Source organism: Pectobacterium wasabiae CFBP 3304, from assembly GCF_001742185.1.
GTDB classification, from domain to species: domain Bacteria; phylum Pseudomonadota; class Gammaproteobacteria; order Enterobacterales; family Enterobacteriaceae; genus Pectobacterium; species Pectobacterium wasabiae.
Genome location: NZ_CP015750.1, coordinates 1632357 through 1650199 on the forward strand (window position 1 = coordinate 1632357; position 17843 = coordinate 1650199).

Genomic DNA, 17843 nt, shown 5'->3' on the forward strand with positions numbered 1-17843 from the left:
TGGTGGCGTACTCATAATAAGTGGAAGAATTACATTCCCCGACCCAGACAAAATAAACAGTAATCCCTCACGAAATAATTCATTTCGTGATAATCCATGATTGTTCTATTCTATTGTGCCGGGGAAATGCGCTATGTATTACTCGTTATTCAACACCCATGCGGCTTGAGGTCGGTATTACCACTCGGCGACAGCACCGTCGGGATAACGCCACACCGGGTTACGCCAGTCTGGCGCATTTTTACTGCGTTCGATAACCAACTCTTCATTAATTTCCACACCGAGGCCCGGTTTATTTAATGGATAGAAATGGCCGTCAGTCATAGCAAAGTCTTCTTTATTAATGACGTAGTCCAACAGCTCGGCACCTTTATTATAATGAATGCCCATACTTTGCTCCTGCAATACCGCATTACGCGCCACAAAGTCGAGATGCAAACAGGAAGCCAGTGCAATTGGGCCTAATGGACAGTGTGGTGCCAGCGCGACATCATAGGCTTCCGCCATTGCGGCAATTTTAAAGCACTCGGTAATACCGCCCGCGTGCGACAGGTCAGGCTGAATAATGGCCAGTCCACCGTCTGCCAGTACGCGTTTGAAATCAAAGCGTGAGAACATACGTTCGCCCGCGGCAATCGGCAGGTGCGTTTGTGCAGCCAGACGAGGATAGTATTCCGCCTGTTCAGCCAGCACCGGCTCTTCAATAAACAGCGGACGGTACGGTTCCAATTCTTTGATCAGGATTTTCGCCATTGGCGCATCGACACGACCGTGGAAATCCAGACCGAATTCGATGCTGTTACCAAAGGCTTCGCGGATTTCAGCAACCACGGCCACCGCAGCATCCACTTTGCGCGAGTTATCAATGATGCCCATCTCTTCACAGCCGTTCAGCTTGAAGGTATCGAAGCCAATTTCGGTCAGTTTCTTAATGCCAGCGATCACTTCGGAAGGACGATCGCCGCCAACCCAACTGTAGGCTTTGATCTTATCGCGCACCAACCCACCCAGTAACTGATAAACCGGTACGCCCAGCGCCTTGCCTTTGATGTCCCACAATGCTTGGTCAATACCAGCAATAGCGCTCATCAGGATTGGGCCACCGCGATAGAAGCCCGCGCGGTAAAGCACCTGCCAGATGTCGTTGATACGTGCCGGGTCTTGCCCGATCAAATAGTCAGACAGCTCGTGAACGGCAGCTTCAACGGTGCGCGCACGACCTTCGATAACCGGTTCACCCCAGCCAACAATGCCTTCATCGGTTTCAATCTTCAGGAACATCCAGCGTGGCGGCAGCCGGTACGTGGTGATTTTGGTAATTTTCATTGAACAGCGTCCTTATAGGCGTTAACAAATGCATGTGCTTTTTGCGCGGTAACCTCAACCGACTGACCGGCTCGATACAGATCGCTGCCTAACCCGGCACCGATGCAGCCCGCACTCAAATAATCCTTCAGGTTTTCTGGCGTAACGCCACCGACGGCAAAGACGGGAACGTCTTTTGGCAATACCGCTTTCAGCGCCTTGATGTAGTCTGGCCCAAACGCCGATGACGGGAAAATTTTCAGCGATTGCGCCCCCGCCTCCAGTGCGGTGAAAGCTTCCGTCGCAGTGGCACAGCCAGGGCACACCGTCATGCCGTAACCCACCGCCCGACGAATCACCTCAGGAGAAATATTGGGGGTGACCACTAACTTGCTGCCAATTTCCTGCAACTTGTCGACATAGTCGGCTTTCAGTACCGTACCCGCGCCAATCAGGGCGCGATCGCCAAAATGCTCCACCGCCAGTTGAATACTGTCATACGGGTTCGGCGAATTCAGCGGGATTTCTACTGCATCGAATCCAGCATCCAATAGCGCTGCGACATGTTCCAGCACCTCATCTGGCGTAATACCGCGCAGAATCGCAATCAAGGGAAGATTAGTATTCCAACTCATTAACAATGCTCCTTATTCCTGCCTGAAAAGCCCGATCGCCATCCAGTTGCTGCCAGCGCAATCCAGCTTGTTGTAATGCTTTTTCGTAGCGCGCTGTCAGCGCAGGGGAGCCGATTAATGTGATGGTATCTCCCGCCGCCACTTGATAGTGGCGCTGCATTTGTGAGACTTCGTTGCCAATCAGCAGCCCGGATAGCCAGTCGCTAACGGCGCTTTTCTCCAGACGCCCCAGCACGTGCGCCGCACGGGTTTCAAACAGACAGCGGATAATGTTGTCATCGGTCAAGCCCAGTGCCAGCCCTTGTTGGAAGGCGTCGGGGGACGGCTGCTGTTCAGTCAGACCCACGCCAATTAACGACTGCGTCATCAGCAGGTGATGCAGTTCACCGGTCATCACCGTGCGGAAATCCAGCACGTTGCTGCCATCGGCACGCACCCATTTCGAGTGGGTTCCCGGCATTAAATAAAGAGAGGAAGGACATTCGCTATATGCGCCAATCAACTGGGTTTCTTCACCGCGAATCACATTGCAGTTATCGTCCTGCGCAATACTCAACCCCGGCACAATCCAAGCGGCCAGCGGCTGAGCTTCTTCCACGCGCGTCAGGCGATGGGCGACATCCGTCAGGCGAGTCGGGCATGGCAGATAAGGCACGGAAAGCCAGCCCGCATTGCTGCCAATCATGCCCGCCATCACAACAGGCACGTTGTGCTGCTGCCACGGCGCAACGATTTGCTGAAAAACCTGCGGCGGCGTCTTGCCGTTCAAACGCGTGACACCCGCTTCAGATTTCACGCTGTCGATACAGACGCCATCCAGATACAGCCACGCCCGCAGATTGGTCGAACCCCAGTCAATGGCGATATAGCTTTCACTCATGTAATGTCCTTTAACCGTTTGGTCGAGCTGGCGATCATGGTCAACGCCGCCCGCTCTGCTGCTTCAATATCCTGATGCCGAATGGCATCGTAGAGATCCTGATGCTCACGCAATGTACGTGGCATGTTGTCTTCGTCCGGCATATAGGTGCGTTCAAACACCGCACGCTGCAAAGAACTGATCGCAACGCTCAACTGCTGTAGTACCGGATTGTGCACCGCCGCCAATACCGCCTCATGGAAGCGAATATCCGCTTCATTAAACGCGTCACGATTCTGATGGTTAGAAATCATGTCGTTCAGCGCCGCTTCAATCACCGCCAGCTCGCTTGAGGTCGCGCGTTCGGCGGCCCAGCGAGCAATCGTCGGCTCCACCAGATTACGCACCTCGCTCATCGCGCTGATCAGACGTGGGTCGTAGTCGCTTGCCAGAACCCATTGCAGAACGTCGGTATCCAGATAATTCCACTGGTTACGCGCAGCCACGAACGCACCGCGATACCGTTTCACTTCCACCAGCCTTTTCGCCATCAGTGCTCTGAACACCTCACGAATGATGTTGCGCGAGGTCTGAAACTCTTCACACAGCTCAGCTTCTGCGGGTAACGGCGTACCCGGAGCGTATTTCCCGCCCACGATCTGTTGGCCAATATCCAGAATGATGCGGTCGGTTTTGCTTAATTCCTGCTTATTCATCATCACCTCAACGAGACAAAACGGATTGATATCACTGCACTTACTTTACCCGCCATGCCGCCTGACGTCGTCGAACTGTTGCACAATAACCGCATCCTTCCCTCTTTCCTTGGCTTGATTGTAGTACCATTAACATATGTTGTACTACAATCTGGATCACAAAACGGACAATAAATACAATTTGGCAACAAAATGTGTTACCGGATTTCAACATCCAGAGGAATTGGATCGAGCGAAGGTGGAAGGCGACTCCACTATTGCTAACGAGGAACGCTTGCTAATATAGCTTGTGGGTTATATTGTATTTACAGAGTGCAGGACATGGAGGTTTACCGATTGGCATGGAAAATCGTCACACGGGCGCTATTCGATACGTGGTTTGATGAGCAAACCGAAGCAGTACAGGAAGAGGTTTTAGCACACCTTGCCATACTCGAAGAGGATGGCCCACAGCTAGGGCGACCACAGGTTGATCAGATTAAAGGCTCAAACTACAAAAATATGAAGGAGCTTCGGATTCAGGTTGGCGGCCACCCATTCCGAACATTTTTCGCGTTTGACCGGACACGTAAAGCGATCATTTTATGTGCGGGAGATAAGAAAGGCGAAGATGAAAAATTGTTCTACGAACGTATGATTAAGATCGCAGACGCTGAGTTTACATCGCATCTGATATCACCGGAGGTAAAAGAAGATGACAACGCTTAAAGAAATGATGGCTAAACGTTCACCGGAGAGTCGCGCCCGCATTGAAGCGCGCACGGCTGAGATCCGTCAGGAAATCACCTTAGCGAAACTACGCGAAGAGCTGAACATGTCGCAGATGCAGCTTGCAGCAGTACTGGGCGTCAAGCAGCCCTCTATTGTGAAGATGGAGAAGGTTGAAAATGACCCAAAACTATCAACGCTGAAACGTTATGTCACTGCTCTAGGTGGCAAGCTTACGCTAGATGTGACACTGCCTGATGGTAAGCGTATCGCACTGACTTTATAATTAAGTCGATCTGGACTTTCAGTAAACGCGTTTCTCTTTACTCCAGCACAAAATGTCCTTCTCCAACTTGCTTATAACGACGCTCAGGAGGATTAAAATCAGGGGCGCGTACCGGGCTGCGCAGTTCATCATTGGTGATATTACGCACCGGGCGGGTATCTGGGTCAGGCACCGGCACCGCTGAAATCAGGCGTCGGGTGTAGTCATGCTGCGGATTGTCGAAAATCGCCGAACGTGGGCCGATCTCCACGATTTCGCCGAGATACATCACCGCCACGCGGTGGCTGATACGCTCGACGACCGCCATATCGTGCGAAATAAACAGGAATGCCAGCCCAAGTTTCTGCTGGAGATCCAGCATCAGGTTGATCACCTGCGCCTTGACGGACACATCCAGTGCCGACACCGATTCATCGGCAATAATCACTTTCGGCTCTAGCGCCAGTGCACGGGCAATACACACGCGCTGCCGCTGCCCGCCAGAGAACTGGTGCGGGAAGCGCGAGGCCATATCGCCGGATAACCCCACCTGTTCCAGCAGTTCGTTCACTCTCGCATTCACATTCTGTCGGGTCGCCAGCCCGTGCAACAGCATCGGTTCAGCAATCGCTTCCCCTATCCGCATGCGCGGATTCAGGCTTTCATACGGGTCTTGAAACACCATCTGAATCTGCCGCCGCGAATCAGTCAGTTCACGCTTATCCGCCGTCAGGATATTTTGTCCCAGCAGTTGAATGTCGCCGCTAACCGCGTCGTTGAGGCGAATAATCGACCGACCCGTGGTGGATTTACCGCAGCCCGATTCTCCGACCAGCGCAAGCGTTTCTCCCGGCCAGAGATCGAACGAGACATTCTCCACCGCATGAACTCGCCCGGACAGTCGCCGGAAAAAACCTGATCGGATATCAAATCGGGTGACCAGATTTTTTACCGTCAGCACTGGCTTCTCGCCCAACACGGTGTTCACCGCCTCCGGTACCGGCTGGCGCTCACCCGTTTTGAGATCGACCAGCGGAAAGCGCTGCGGCCACGCGCTGCCGGACATCGAACCGAGCTTAGGCACGGCAGACAGCAGCATGCGGGTATAAGGCTGTTGGGGATGGTGAAAAATTTCTCGCGTGACGGCATTTTCCACCATCTCGCCCTGATACATCACCAGCGTGCGATCGGACACTTCCGCCACGACGCCCATGTCGTGAGTAATAAACAGCACCAACATCCCTTCTTCTTCCTGAAGAGTTTTTATCAGCGTCAGAATTTGCGCCTGAATGGTAACGTCCAGCGCCGTCGTCGGCTCGTCGGCAATCAGCAGTTTCGGGTGACAGGCCAGTGCAATCGCAATCACTACGCGCTGACGCATCCCGCCGGAGAAGCTTTGCGGATATTCGTTCAGCCGTGATTTCGCCGCCGGAATACGTACCTTTTCCAGCAGTCGCACCGCTTCAGCGCGCGCTTCCGCTTTCCCCATGCCGCGATGGCGGCGTAGCACTTCCGTAATCTGGTAGCCAATCGGCAAGACCGGATTCAGGCTGGTCATCGGCTCCTGAAAAATCATGCCGATGTGGTTGCCGCGCACATCCTGCATCGCTTTATTAGGGAGCGACAGCAGCTCGGTGTCGCCGAAATGAATCTGTCCCTCAACCCGACTTTGGCCGGGCGGCAGCAAGCGCATGATGGATTTCGCCATCACGCTCTTCCCTGAACCGGATTCTCCCACCACGGCGACCGTCTCTTTCTCGCCGATCGTAAAGGATAAATCCCGCACCACGTTCATCCACTCGCCGTTCACCTGAAAGGCGGTGGTAAGATGCGAAACATACATAATCGGCGCTGTCATGTGTTCATTACCCCTTATTCCCACGGGCGCTCCCATCGGTTAATTCCGTGGGTTGAGGATGTCGCGCAGCGCATCCCCCACCAGATTGATCGCCACAATCAGCAGCAATAGCGTCAGCCCTGGAAAGAAACTGATCCAGTAATCACCCGACATCAGGTATTCAAAACCATTCGAGATGAGCAACCCCAGCGACGGTTCCGTCACAGGCAGCCCGATCCCCAAAAATGAGAGCGTAGCTTCCAGCATGATGGCGTAGGCGATACGCATCGTCGCCACCACGATCAGCGGTGCCAGACAGTTCGGTAAAATATGGCGAAACAGAATGCGGCGATTGGACAACGCCATGCTGCGTGCGGCGTCCACGTAGCTGCGGCGGCGCTCCACCAGTGCCGAACCGCGGATCGTGCGCGCGTAGTACGCCCACTGGGTCACCACCAGCGCCATAATAATTTTATCGACCCCTTGTCCCAGCACCGCCAGCAAAATCAGCGCAATCAGGATAGGCGGGAAACTCAGTTGGATATCAACGATGCGCATGATCGTCGCATCCGTTTTTCCACCGACGTAGGCGCTAATCAGCCCCAGCGAAGCCCCAATCAGCAGCGCAAGCACCGCGCTGGAGAAGCCCACCATCAGGCTAATGCGGGTGCCATAAAGAATGGCACTGAACAAATCGCGCCCCTGATCGTCCGTCCCCAGCCAATAGGTCATACCCGCCATACTGGAGGAGCCCGGCGCAAGCCGACCATCCATGATGTCGAGCTGCATCAGATCATACGGGTTCTGCGGCGACAGAAGCGGGGCAAACAGCGCCAGCAGCACAAAAATCGCCAGCAGGATCAGCCCGCACAACGCCAGTCGATCGTTGATTAGCGCCATCATGACGCGCACTGCCGGATGCGACGTTTTTTTCACGGCCATGGATTGGTGTAAGGTATTCCCTGTCATCCCTTGTCCCCTCCCAGCCGCACGCGCGGATCGACCAACACGTACAGCAAATCCACCAGCAGGTTAATCACGCTGAACATCACGACGGTAATCATCAGGTAAGCCAGGATGACCGGACGGTCGAGCACGGCGATCGCGTCGATAATCAACTTACCCATGCCCGGCCAGGCGTAAATGGTTTCTGTGACCACGGCGAACGCAATCAGCGAGCCTAGCTCCAACCCCAGCACAGTAATCAGTGGAATCAGCGTGTTGCGCAGTACATGAACCAGCACAATGCGGGTTTCCGATAGCCCCTTTGCACGGGCAAACTGCACATAATCTTGTTGCAGACATTCCATCACGCCCGCACGCATCAGGCGGATGACCAGCGAGATTTTAAACAGTGCGAGATTAAACGCGGGCAAAAGCAGGTGTTCGAGGCCGTCACGGGTGAGAAAACTAAATGGGATACCGAACAAATCGTGGGTATCCCCCCTGCCCGACGAGGGCAGCCAGCCGAGCTTCACGCTGAACAGCATGATCATCACCAACCCGATCCAGAACGTAGGCAGGCTAAAACCGAGGATGGAGAACGTCATGATGGATTTGGACACCGCGCTGTCCGGCTTTAGACCCGCGTAAATCCCCAGCGGGATACCGACAACCAGCGCCATAACGAATGCCACCATCGCCAGTTCGAGCGTGGCGGGCATACGCTGGAAAATCAACGTCAGCGCGGGTTGGTTAAAGATAAAAGACTTGCCCATGTCGCCCTGAAAGGCGTTCCAGACAAACAGCCCGTACTGTTCCCAGACGGGCTTATCGAGGCCGAAGGACTGAATCACCGCCAGCCGTTCCGCTGGCGTGGCCGTCGCGCCCAACAACATATCGACCGGATTACCGACCAGATAGACACCCACAAACACCAGCACCGACATCACAGCCAGCGTTAGCAGTGTTTGTCCGATTCGGCTTAGCAGGTAGGCTATCATTAGCGCTCCTCAGAACCGTTTAGTGCTTCAGAGCCCGTTAGTGCGCCAGAGCTCATTATTGTTTCAGAACCATAGCGGCGCAGGCGATCGGCAATCAGGCCGAGAAACCCTTGCTCGTCGATTTCCCGCATGACCAGCGCATTATCCGGCTCATCCAGTTTGTGATAGAAATCGGCAAACACGTAACCCGCCGTCTTGCCGGTGACCTCTACTCCCACACGCGCAGACGCCGATTGGAACAACTCAGGTTTTAGCAGCCATGAAATGACGGTCGCATCATGAATCGGACCGCCTTCACGCCCAAAACGTGCCACTTCATTACGATCGAACGTGCGTAACAGTGCCGCCATCGCCTTGCCCGGTTCACCGCCGCTTCGTTCAATTTCATCAACCTGTTCTGCCTGAATCAGTGCCTGAAACGTCATATCTAACGGCATGATGACAAGGGGAACACCGGAGGAAAAGACGATGTCCGCCGCATGCGGATCGGCATAAACGTTAAAATCTGCCCATGGCACACGATTGCCCAATGCGGTAAAAGCACAGCTCATGGACACAATCTGTTTGATGCCGCGTGCCACATCGGGATGAAAACGCAGCGCCAATGCCACATTCGTCATCGGCCCTATCGAACAGAGAGTGATGGGATTATTGTCAGCCGCAGCCTGGCGCGTCATTCGCACCAGAAAATCGACGGCGTGTTCCTGCTCCGGCAACAGCGTGCTCTCTGGCACCCACTCAGGGGAAAACGCACCGATATGCGCATATTTACCAAACACCTGCTCGCGGATCAGCGGGCGCGACGCCCCGGCAAAAATCGGCACATCGGTTCGCCCCGTCAGGCCAACGACTTTGCAGGCATTCTCCAGCGTCGCTTCAAGCGGGACATTACCCGCCACGGCGGTGATACCGAGCACGTCCAGTTCAGGTGAAGCCAAGGCCAACCAAATGGCTATTGCATCGTCAACACCGGGATCGGTATCAATAATAATGCGTTCTCGCACCATATCAGACTCCCTCTCCATAGCGGCTCAGTAGATCAGCAAACAGTTCGACCACCTGCTTGGCATCCACCCCCGTCACCACATCGACATTCGGCTGACGCGCAGTTTTTCCGTACCAGTCAGCCACGGTTTGCCCCATACACAGCTCGCTATCCTGCTCAATATAGACGCTGGCTTTTTCCGTCGTGAAACAGTGCGGCGCCAGAACCCAGGCGATAACCAACGGATCGTGTAGCGGGCCACCGCGTGAACCATAGCGACGAATATCGTTACGATCCCAAAACGCCATCATTTCGCCCAGCGGGCCGGAAATCCGCCCAGAGAGCGCAATGAAACGCGCCACCAATTCCGGCGTCAAAATCACCTGATGCGTGACATCCAGCGGGAGAGCAACAATGGCAATCGATGAGTCAAACACCACTTTTGCCGCCTGCGGATCGGCAATCATATTAAATTCAGACGTCAGGCTGCGGTTACCCGCTTCCCGATACGCGCCGCCCATCATCACGATGCGTTCAATCCCGTTGGCAATCGCAGGCACCATACGCAACGCTGTCGCCACATTGGTCAATGGCCCGAGCGTACAGAGCGTAATAGGCTTGCCGTCGGCAATCGCCTGCTGGCACTGCTCGATAATAAAATTTACCGCGTGCTGCGATTCTGCCTGCTTTTGCGGCACCGGCAGCACGGTCTGACCTAATCCACTTTCACCATGAAACTGGCCGTGGATCGGTTCACGTAACAGCGGACGGTGGCACCCGGCGAAGACCGGAATATCCGTTCGCTGGCCCAGTTCAACAATTTGCAGCGCATTACGCACCGTCTTTTCCACTGGCTGATTGCCACACACCGCGCAAATACCGCGAATATCCAGCTCAGGAGCCACAAATGCACTTAATAACGCAATCGCGTCATCGATCCCCGGATCGCAATCAATAATAATAGGTAAGGCGCTCATCCTATGGTTATTCCTTTTCTCTTTTTTAATCGATACTGACAAATTTCAGGGTGCAGAAGCCCACACGGCTACCGCGTTAAAAATAACAATATCCATACTCTAAATAATTCAAGTTTCAGGACAAAACGTGTTAAAGCGCGCCGACAGACACCAGCACGTCCGCGATCTCCTTACGCGCTTTTTCATCCAACGGCTGCTGAGGCAGTAACGGATCGCCCACCGAAAATCCCTGCAATTGCAGCGCAGTTTTAATACAACCGGCAATGGAATAACGGGCAAAAATTTCATTAATGCGCCACAGCGGACGCTGAAGCTCCATTGCTTTGTTCCAGTCTCCCGCGCGAGCAGCTTCATACAAAGCAATACTCTGTTTGGGGACGATACACGCAGGGCCAGCCATCCAACCTACACCGCCAATCAGCATCACGCAGGCGGGAATATGTGCAGACGCGGAGAACACCGCCATCTGGCCACGAGTACGTTCAATGATGGAGAGCAAACGCCCGGTATTGGTCGACGCATCTTTGATATAGAGGATATTACTGACATGGCTGAGGCGTTCGATGACGGGCAAACTCAAATCGGAGCGCTGGAACTGAGGATTGGTGTAAAGCACCACCGGTTTACCTTGTGCGGCCTCGGCAATGGCGCGGAAATACTGTTCGACGCCGTCATCGTTCAAAGGGAAATAGGCTTCCAGCACCGCGAGAATGCCATCCGCCCCCAATTCGACGTAGCGCTTCGTTTGCTCAACGGCATCCTGAATGGTTGTCGATGCAACACCCGCGATCACGGGCACACGGCCTGCTGCCGTCTCGATCACCGTTTTAACCACATCAAGACGCTGAGCCGCAGAGAGATAGGCAAATTCACCGGTGCTTCCCAATGGCACCACGCCATGTACGCCACACTGAATCAGATGCTCGGTGAGCTGTGCCAGTACAGGCGTATCAACCTGACCATCGGGCTTGACGGGGGACACCAGATAGGGAAAAACACCGCTAAATGCATTCACACCGCTCTCCTTGTTATCGGTAATAAGGGGTGAAGCCTCACCCCTTTTGGATCATGACTGAAAGGTGACTATTTCGCGGAACGGACAAAGTACGGCAGCGTGTAGGCATCGGAACGGCCCACGTAGGTATACTGCTTTTTCATCGCCCAGGTGTTGGATAAGAACATCACCGGAATCACTCCCAGATCGTTCATGCCGATGTTCATTGCCTCAGCCAGCAGCGCATCACGCTTGGTATCATCCAATGTGGCACGCGCGTCGTTCAGCGTTTTATCAAAGACAGGATTGGAATAGCGACCACGATTACCCTGTCCTGCATTGGGGCCAAAGGTTTCTAGCAATGGCCCCAATACCCCAGAAGCTTCCCCGGTTTCAATCGCGGCCCCGCCCATAATCAAACTAAACTCGAGACGGGATGCACGTGAGAAGTACACACTGCCGGGCATCGTAACCACTTCGGTTTTGATGCCGACGCGTGTGAACATTTGGCCAATGGCCTGAGCAATTTTAGAATCATTAGGATAACGATCGTTCGACGCATGGAAGGTCAGCGTGAAGCCGTCGGGGTAACCCGCCGCCGCCAGTTCCTGTTTGGCTTTCTCCGGACTGTAAACCGGCGCAGGAATGGAAGCGGAATACCCGAGATACCCCTTCGGTACAAGCTGAGAGGCAACAACAGCCTGCCCCTCCATCACACGGTCGACGATTGCCTGACGATTAAGTGCTAAAGACATCGCCTGGCGTACTTCTTTTTTTAGTAATGGGTTTTTACCATCAGGACCTTTGGCGAACGGTGATTCGTCTCGCTGCTGGTCCATGTGAAGGTAAATAACACGATTCCCTGGTGTTGAAATCGTTTTTAACTGCTGATTTTTTTCAATATTACTGCTGTCGGCTGTTGGAACGTTTTCAATCATGTCCACATCACCGGATAATACGGCTGCTACACGGGCGCTACTGTTTTTAAATACACGGACAGTAACGTTGTCCCACTCTGCTTTTCCTCCCCAGTAATCATCATTACGACTAAGGACTACCCGGTCGTCCGGCACCCAGGAAACAAATTTGAATGGCCCTGTACCAATCACCTCTTTTCCTGAATTCAACGTTTCCGTCGGGACGTTCTCAAGTCGGGCGGGCAAAATGGAAACCCGACTTAAATTATTCAGCAGCAGCGGCGAAGCCTCTTTTGTCTTTATCCGCACCGTTAATGGATTCACTTCTATTACTTCAGCAATGTCGCTGACGTAAGGTGCGTAAGAGCTTGGGCTGTTTTTCGATGCCAGCGCAACACGCTTAATGCTGGCAATCACATCTTTAGCCGTAAAATCACTGCCGTCGTGAAACTTAACGCCAGAACGCAAGGTAAATTCCCACGTCTTGTCGTCAATCACTTTCCAACTGGTTGCCAGGGCAGGTGCAATCTGCTGTTTTTCATCCTGTACAACCAAACCGTCAAAAATATTGCGCGCCATTGCGCTATTCGCTCCACCCACATAAAACTGCGGGTCCATTGATGTGGTGGAGGAAGCCAAACCGATATTCAGGTCCGCGCTATAAACCAAAGGTGAAGATGAAAATAAAACGGTAAACAATAACGCCAGCGTTGATTTCTTCATTCACTAACCCTCTATTCCATGATTGAGTACTAATGAAGTGTATTAAATCTTATGATTGTGAGTCTATGCGTCAGATTGGATAATGAAAAATTGCATTTTGTGTTAAATTGATAACTAAATGTTATGTTTTAAGGTGACTAGCATGCGTATCAATCCCCGCCAGGTTGAAGCCTTCCATAAAGTCATCCTCACCGGGGGCATCACTGCTGCCGCCAACATGATGTACATCACCCAGCCTGCCGTCAGCCGGCTCATTAAGGACTTTGAAGACGCGCTGAATCTGAAGCTGTTTGATAGAGACGGACGCGGCCTGATCCCACGCGCCGAGGCGATGAAGCTGTATCGGGAAGTGGAACGTCTTTATTTGGGGTTGGATCACATCGGGCTGATTGCCGATGAAATTCGCCACGCCAGAGGCAGCATACTGCGCATTGCCGCGGTTCAGGCGCTCTCGTTTCTTTGTTCAGATCAGGTTCTCCCTACTTTACTCAAGAAATACCCCGATCTTTCCCTGTTTTTAGACATCGAAAGCAGCAGCCGCATTACGAATGCAATTTCTGAAAATCACTATGACGTTGGGTTTATTTTTGGCCAGCCGGGCATTAAAGGGCTGGAAGCCGAACCCCTGGCGGACGCCAGTGCTGTCGCGGTGTTAGCGGTGGATCACCCCCTTGCCACAGCGGATGAAATTACGCTTTCCGATCTGGCTGGCACCCGCGCCATTTTGCCGGGCAGAACCACGCCGCTACGGGCACAGCTCGATATTGCCATCAGAAAAGAGCAGAGCTATCTGCATAACCCTATCGAAACCTCAATGGTTAACTGCTGCGTACTGGCTTCAAGAAACGTCGGTATCGGGGTCGTGGATTTTATTACCGCGCTGAACAGCCCTTCTCCGGTTATCGTTAAGCCTTTCAATCCTGATATAAAAATGGCGTATTGCGCGGTCTATCCCCCACAAATTCCTCGCAGCCAAGTGGTTAATCACATCACTCTGGTGATGAAAGAAAAGCTCGCGGCGAGTTTGGATTTAAAATAATTATCCAGTGATTCGGGTGACTGACAAATCTGCCAGAGGCCAATTTTAACGCTGCTTACCGCGCTCTCAACGAGCGAAGCACACGTCAGTGTACCGAGTGACACAGCCAACGCACAGGCAACTTGAAGGATGATGGATATATATTTTTCCCATGCACGTTTGACATCATAATAAAGGCAAGGGTCTTCTTTTAAAGAACACATCAACTTCAGAAAACCTTTGCCTTACCATTAAATATTAATTATTTACCCAAAATACCATATGTTTGGAAGTAACCAGAGTGACGAATAAAATCATCATATTTTTGGTGTTCTTCTTTTGAAAGGGAAGAAGAATGCTTCGCATAGACAGAGACTAAATCAATGCTTAGCTGGGTAATATTTTTATTTACTTTATCATGGATACCCGCGTCATCAGACTCTTTAAGTTGTTTTAATAACACAACGATAGCATCAGCTTTTTCTTGCATGTCAGCATGAAGGAATTTCACTGTAGGGATATCATAATTAAATGTCATATTAATTGAATCATTACCTTCATCCTTGGGTGATTCAGGCTTGAGATCTTCTTTATATGTGGTTGATATATAATCAATTAACTCTATTTTATCAAAGCATTTTGATTTAATATTACCATTTGAACTGCGGTCATTGATTGTGATCGAATCAGGGAAAGGTTCACCTAATTGATAGCTACATTTAAACATATTGGCATCAATTATGGTTGCATTCGCACTTCTGGCCGACATTTCTAATTCATGGCCATTTATCGTCACGTCATAGGTCGCAGGCTTGAATTTATTAGACTTCCCTTCAACCGCATAAGCTTCTGACAACGTATAATAGACATGGTTATCTGGATTGATAATCCCCCCATTATTATTATCAAAAACCATAAATGAAAAAACCTGACCTGCACTGTTCTCTAACTTATGCATTCCCGAAGAGATTTTAATATTACCTTTCCCTCCTGGCAATATTTCATGACTTTCACCATCAACCTTAAATGTTATATTTTTAGTGGTTGGGTTACTGTAGTGAAACACGCCTTTATCACTTGTTAGATCTAAACTATCACAAGCAGAAACGGAAAGTGTGGCGATAAAAATCAATCCAAGTTTGAATGTCGCTTTCATGATATGATTCCCTAATTAAAAAATATTATTTCCAATGATTATTACGCTAATACAATAAAAATTTTAACATATCAATCACAGCCATATATTCTGAATTAAGTAAAATCAGATGCCCAGTAGCCTATAATCTCTCTATAACAGATGATGAATGCCTGCCTTTTGCAAAGACAAGCTGCGTCTTCGTTGAGAGACAAGATATCCCTTATTTAATCCCGACACGCTTACAGCAAAAAGTCATTCGGATAGCGGCACCCCCATCAAAAGCAAATTTGAATACGGTTGGCCGAGCCCGCAGAAGGGATGCGTAAAACCCATGCAGCTTGAAGTATGACGGGTCTATAAGGCTACACCACGGCCTTATAGACCTTCCCATCAACGTTATCTCAGGCATTAAGCACAAATTTCTCGATCGCGTAGGCGACGCCGTCTTCGGTATTGGCTTTAGTGACGAACTGGCTGGCTTCTTTCACTTCATCGATGGCGTTACCCATCGCAACGCCGATGCCCGCATAGCGAATCATCGCCAGATCGTTCTGCTGGTCACCCAGCGTCATGACGCTTTCGCGCGGAATGCCGAGGTGCTCCGCCAGCATTTTCACGCCTTCGCCTTTGTTCACACGCTTATCCAGAATTTCCAGATAGTATTCAGCGCTCTTCATGATGGTGTAGCGCTCAAAGGCTTCCGCTGGCAGTTGGCTGATGGCGCGATCCAATAGCTCTGGCTCATCAATCATCATCACTTTTGGGAACGTCAGGCTACGATCCATTTCTTCTACCGCACGATACTTCAACGGCATTCCGGTCAGGTGAGATTCGTGAATGGTGTAAGGGCTGATGTCTTTATTGGCGGTATAGACAAAATTGAAATCCAGCGCGTGGAAATGGACGCCCAATTTGCAGGCTAGCGCTTCGAAATAGAGATAATCGTCGAAACTGAGCGCCGTTTGCGCCACACAGTCGCCGTTGACCGCACGTTGCACCAGCGCACCATTGTTAGTGATGCAGTAACAGCCTTCCTGCTGTAAATCCAGCTCCATCAGGTAGCGTTCGACGCCGATGTAGGGGCGACCGGTTGCCAGTACGACCTGCACGCCTTTCTCTCTGGCAGCAGCAATCGCGGCTTTTACCGCAGGTGAAATTTGATTTTGGGGCGTCAGTAACGTCCCGTCCATATCAATAGCGATCAGTTTTACAGACATAATTTTTCCAGCATCAAGTTATCTGTTTTCATGCTAACGCGATTCAGCGATGAAGTCGTTAGTGAAATACGGCAGGGTGACAGGCATATGACACGCAACGTAAAAAGCCGTGCGGTTAAGCACGGCTCTGTGACTCGCGTTTCCTACAATTGCCGCTATAACTCGGCACCGTTGCTGGATATCACCTTCTTATACCAGTCAAAGCTCTTCTTCTTTGAGCGATTGAACGTGCCGGTGCCATCATCATGCTTATCCACGTAGATGAAACCGTAACGTTTACTGTACTGACCGGTGGTGAACGACACGCAGTCGATACAGCCCCACGGCGTGTAGCCCATCAGTTCCACACCATCTTCCACGACGGCTTTCTTCATCTGCTCAATGTGTGCTTTGAGATAGTCGATACGGTAGTCATCATTAATGCTGCCATCGGCTTCCACCTTATCCACCGCACCAAAGCCGTTTTCGACGATGAACATCGGCTTCTGATAACGTTCGTAGAAGCTGTTCAACGTATAGCGCAGTCCAACCGGGTCAATCTGCCAGCCCCATTCCGACGCCTTCACATGCGGATTTTTCACGCCACCATCAAACCCAACGATAACATCTTCGGTTTTCCGGCCTTTTGCCGCGTACTGCACCGCATTGCTCATGTAGTAGCTGAAGCCCAGATAATCCGTGCAACCTTCACGCAATGTCTGTTCATCTTCCGACTGCATATCAATCTGATAGCCCTTTCTCGCCCACTCTTTCAGGATGTAAGACGGATAATAACCGCGCAGTTGTACGTCACCGAACAGATGGTGCTGACGCATCCCTTCCTGTGCAAACATCACGTCATCCGGGTGGCATGACCACGGATAGAGTGGCACCAGCGCCAGCATGCAGCCAATTTTGAAATCCGGGTTAATCTCATGGCCCAGCTTTACCACTTTCGCACTAGCGACAAACTGGTGGTGCAGCGTTTGGTACATCGCCTGCTCCGGCTTATCGTGATCGGTAAAAATCACGCCGGAACAGCAGTAGCCAAACAGCGGATACTGCCAGTTGCGCTGGTTGTTGATCTCATTGAAGGTCATCCAGTACTTCACTTTGGACTGATAACGCTTCATGACCACTTCACTGTAGCGCACAAAAAAATCGACTACTTTGCGGTTCAACCAGCCGCCGTACTGCTTAACCAGATGATGTGGCATCTCAAAGTGAGACAGCGTAATCACTGGCTCAATGTTGTACTTCAGCAGTTCATCGAACAGGTCGTCATAGAATTGCAGACCCGCTTCATTCGGCTCCAGTTCATCACCATTGGGGAAAATACGCGTCCAGGCAATCGAGGTACGGAAGCATTTGAAACCCATTTCGGCGAACAGGGCGATATCCTGCTTATAGTGGGAATAGAACTCCACTGCCTGATGGTTTGGATAACTGACACCAGGCTGTACGCCATCGGTAATCACACGGTCAACGCCGTGCGCGCCACCGGACAGGACATCGCAAATGCTCGCGCCTTTGCCACCTTGATCCCAACCACCTTCAACTTGATGCGCCGCTACCGCGCCGCCCCACAGAAAGTCTTTCGGTAATTGTTCAATAGACATCTTATTTC

Annotated in this window: 17 protein-coding genes; 3 read left to right on the forward strand and 14 right to left on the reverse strand. The window is 51.6% G+C overall.

Annotated elements, in window-relative coordinates; translation table 11 throughout:
* Positions 1-177 precede the first annotated feature (177 nt).
* The 4 genes from dgoD to dgoR are packed head-to-tail and all read right to left on the reverse strand — an operon-like array spanning position 178 to position 3515.
* A complete protein-coding gene (gene dgoD / locus A7983_RS07305) occupies positions 178-1326 on the reverse strand; it encodes a galactonate dehydratase (protein WP_005976723.1) in 1149 nt (382 codons plus the stop codon).
* The gene (locus A7983_RS07310) at positions 1323-1940 is read right to left on the reverse strand and encodes a 2-dehydro-3-deoxy-6-phosphogalactonate aldolase (RefSeq protein WP_005976721.1); all 618 of its coding nucleotides are present in this window, start codon (positions 1938-1940) and stop codon (positions 1323-1325) included. Before A7983_RS07310 ends, dgoD begins: the two co-directional genes overlap by 4 nt.
* A complete protein-coding gene (locus A7983_RS07315) occupies positions 1924-2820 on the reverse strand; it encodes a 2-dehydro-3-deoxygalactonokinase (protein WP_005976719.1) in 897 nt (298 codons plus the stop codon). Before A7983_RS07315 ends, A7983_RS07310 begins: the two co-directional genes overlap by 17 nt.
* Entirely contained in the window at positions 2817-3515 is a 699-nt protein-coding gene (gene dgoR, locus A7983_RS07320) for a D-galactonate utilization transcriptional regulator DgoR (protein WP_005976717.1), read from the reverse strand. The genes A7983_RS07315 and dgoR overlap by 4 nt, the downstream gene beginning before the upstream one ends.
* 321 nt (positions 3516-3836) lie before the next feature.
* Between dgoR and A7983_RS07325 the strand changes: the two genes are divergently transcribed.
* Both A7983_RS07325 and A7983_RS07330 read left to right on the forward strand, forming a co-directional pair.
* Complete coding sequence (locus tag A7983_RS07325; RefSeq protein WP_005976715.1) at positions 3837-4223, forward strand: type II toxin-antitoxin system RelE/ParE family toxin; 387 nt, start codon at positions 3837-3839, stop codon at positions 4221-4223.
* Positions 4210-4509 carry a helix-turn-helix domain-containing protein gene (locus A7983_RS07330; RefSeq protein ID WP_005976713.1) on the forward strand — a complete coding sequence of 100 codons (300 nt, stop codon included), beginning with the start codon at positions 4210-4212 and terminating at the stop codon, positions 4507-4509. Before A7983_RS07325 ends, A7983_RS07330 begins: the two co-directional genes overlap by 14 nt.
* A 37-nt stretch (positions 4510-4546) precedes the next feature.
* Here the strand turns inward: A7983_RS07330 and A7983_RS07335 are convergent, their stop codons facing one another.
* The 7 genes from A7983_RS07335 to A7983_RS07365 all read right to left on the reverse strand — a co-directional run bounded on the left by A7983_RS07335 (position 4547) and on the right by A7983_RS07365 (position 12864).
* On the reverse strand, positions 4547-6346 hold the full coding sequence (locus A7983_RS07335) for an ABC transporter ATP-binding protein (RefSeq protein ID WP_039479027.1): 1800 nt from the start codon (positions 6344-6346) through the stop codon (positions 4547-4549).
* 39 nt (positions 6347-6385) lie between these two features.
* Complete coding sequence (locus tag A7983_RS07340) at positions 6386-7294, reverse strand: ABC transporter permease (RefSeq protein ID WP_005976709.1); 909 nt, start codon at positions 7292-7294, stop codon at positions 6386-6388.
* Positions 7291-8268: an ABC transporter permease gene (locus tag A7983_RS07345; protein ID WP_005976707.1), complete on the reverse strand. Its 978-nt coding sequence runs from the start codon at positions 8266-8268 to the stop codon at positions 7291-7293. Before A7983_RS07345 ends, A7983_RS07340 begins: the two co-directional genes overlap by 4 nt.
* Positions 8268-9275 carry a nucleoside hydrolase gene (locus A7983_RS07350; protein ID WP_005976705.1) on the reverse strand — a complete coding sequence of 336 codons (1008 nt, stop codon included), beginning with the start codon at positions 9273-9275 and terminating at the stop codon, positions 8268-8270. Before A7983_RS07350 ends, A7983_RS07345 begins: the two co-directional genes overlap by 1 nt.
* A 1-nt stretch (position 9276) precedes the next feature.
* A complete protein-coding gene (locus A7983_RS07355) occupies positions 9277-10230 on the reverse strand; it encodes a nucleoside hydrolase (RefSeq protein ID WP_005976703.1) in 954 nt (317 codons plus the stop codon).
* 130 nt (positions 10231-10360) lie between these two features.
* Positions 10361-11245: a dihydrodipicolinate synthase family protein gene (locus A7983_RS07360; protein WP_005976701.1), complete on the reverse strand. Its 885-nt coding sequence runs from the start codon at positions 11243-11245 to the stop codon at positions 10361-10363.
* A gap of 68 nt (positions 11246-11313) precedes the next feature.
* Positions 11314-12864, reverse strand: coding sequence for an ABC transporter substrate-binding protein (locus tag A7983_RS07365; protein WP_005976700.1), 1551 nt, complete (start codon positions 12862-12864; stop codon positions 11314-11316).
* 142 nt (positions 12865-13006) lie between these two features.
* Here A7983_RS07365 and A7983_RS07370 point away from each other — a divergent pair, with 142 nt between their 5' ends.
* Positions 13007-13903 carry a LysR family transcriptional regulator gene (locus A7983_RS07370; RefSeq protein ID WP_005976698.1) on the forward strand — a complete coding sequence of 299 codons (897 nt, stop codon included), beginning with the start codon at positions 13007-13009 and terminating at the stop codon, positions 13901-13903.
* A 241-nt stretch (positions 13904-14144) separates the two neighbouring features.
* Here A7983_RS07370 and A7983_RS07375 read toward each other — a convergent pair whose 3' ends face one another.
* The 3 genes from A7983_RS07375 to A7983_RS07385 form a co-directional block, all read right to left on the reverse strand.
* Complete coding sequence (locus A7983_RS07375; protein ID WP_005976694.1) at positions 14145-15038, reverse strand: hypothetical protein; 894 nt, start codon at positions 15036-15038, stop codon at positions 14145-14147.
* A gap of 383 nt (positions 15039-15421) precedes the next feature.
* Positions 15422-16237, reverse strand: a complete 816-nt coding sequence (gene yidA, locus A7983_RS07380) for a sugar-phosphatase (RefSeq protein ID WP_005976692.1) — start codon at positions 16235-16237, stop codon at positions 15422-15424.
* Between the two features lie 155 nt (positions 16238-16392).
* The gene (locus tag A7983_RS07385; protein WP_005976690.1) at positions 16393-17835 is read right to left on the reverse strand and encodes a 6-phospho-beta-glucosidase; all 1443 of its coding nucleotides are present in this window, start codon (positions 17833-17835) and stop codon (positions 16393-16395) included.
* Positions 17836-17843: the final 8 nt, after the last annotated feature.

Bases quoted from the DNA above. Each gene is read 5' to 3' on its own strand.
- A7983_RS07375 (WP_005976694.1), bottom strand. From the start codon at position 15,038: ATGAAAGCGACATTCAAACTTGGATTGATTTTTATCGCCACACTTTCC.
- A7983_RS07365 (WP_005976700.1), bottom strand. From the start codon at position 12,864: ATGAAGAAATCAACGCTGGCGTTATTGTTTACCGTTTTATTTTCATCT.
- A7983_RS07355 (WP_005976703.1), bottom strand. From the start codon at position 10,230: ATGAGCGCCTTACCTATTATTATTGATTGCGATCCGGGGATCGATGAC.
- yidA (WP_005976692.1), bottom strand. From the start codon at position 16,237: ATGTCTGTAAAACTGATCGCTATTGATATGGACGGGACGTTACTGACG.
- A7983_RS07370 (WP_005976698.1), top strand. From the start codon at position 13,007: ATGCGTATCAATCCCCGCCAGGTTGAAGCCTTCCATAAAGTCATCCTC.
- A7983_RS07315 (WP_005976719.1), bottom strand. From the start codon at position 2,820: ATGAGTGAAAGCTATATCGCCATTGACTGGGGTTCGACCAATCTGCGG.
- dgoR (WP_005976717.1), bottom strand. From the start codon at position 3,515: ATGAATAAGCAGGAATTAAGCAAAACCGACCGCATCATTCTGGATATT.
- A7983_RS07330 (WP_005976713.1), top strand. From the start codon at position 4,210: ATGACAACGCTTAAAGAAATGATGGCTAAACGTTCACCGGAGAGTCGC.
- dgoD (WP_005976723.1), bottom strand. From the start codon at position 1,326: ATGAAAATTACCAAAATCACCACGTACCGGCTGCCGCCACGCTGGATG.
- A7983_RS07345 (WP_005976707.1), bottom strand. From the start codon at position 8,268: ATGATAGCCTACCTGCTAAGCCGAATCGGACAAACACTGCTAACGCTG.
- A7983_RS07310 (WP_005976721.1), bottom strand. From the start codon at position 1,940: ATGAGTTGGAATACTAATCTTCCCTTGATTGCGATTCTGCGCGGTATT.
- A7983_RS07385 (WP_005976690.1), bottom strand. From the start codon at position 17,835: ATGTCTATTGAACAATTACCGAAAGACTTTCTGTGGGGCGGCGCGGTA.
- A7983_RS07325 (WP_005976715.1), top strand. From the start codon at position 3,837: ATGGAGGTTTACCGATTGGCATGGAAAATCGTCACACGGGCGCTATTC.
- A7983_RS07350 (WP_005976705.1), bottom strand. From the start codon at position 9,275: ATGGTGCGAGAACGCATTATTATTGATACCGATCCCGGTGTTGACGAT.
- A7983_RS07335 (WP_039479027.1), bottom strand. From the start codon at position 6,346: ATGACAGCGCCGATTATGTATGTTTCGCATCTTACCACCGCCTTTCAG.
- A7983_RS07340 (WP_005976709.1), bottom strand. From the start codon at position 7,294: ATGACAGGGAATACCTTACACCAATCCATGGCCGTGAAAAAAACGTCG.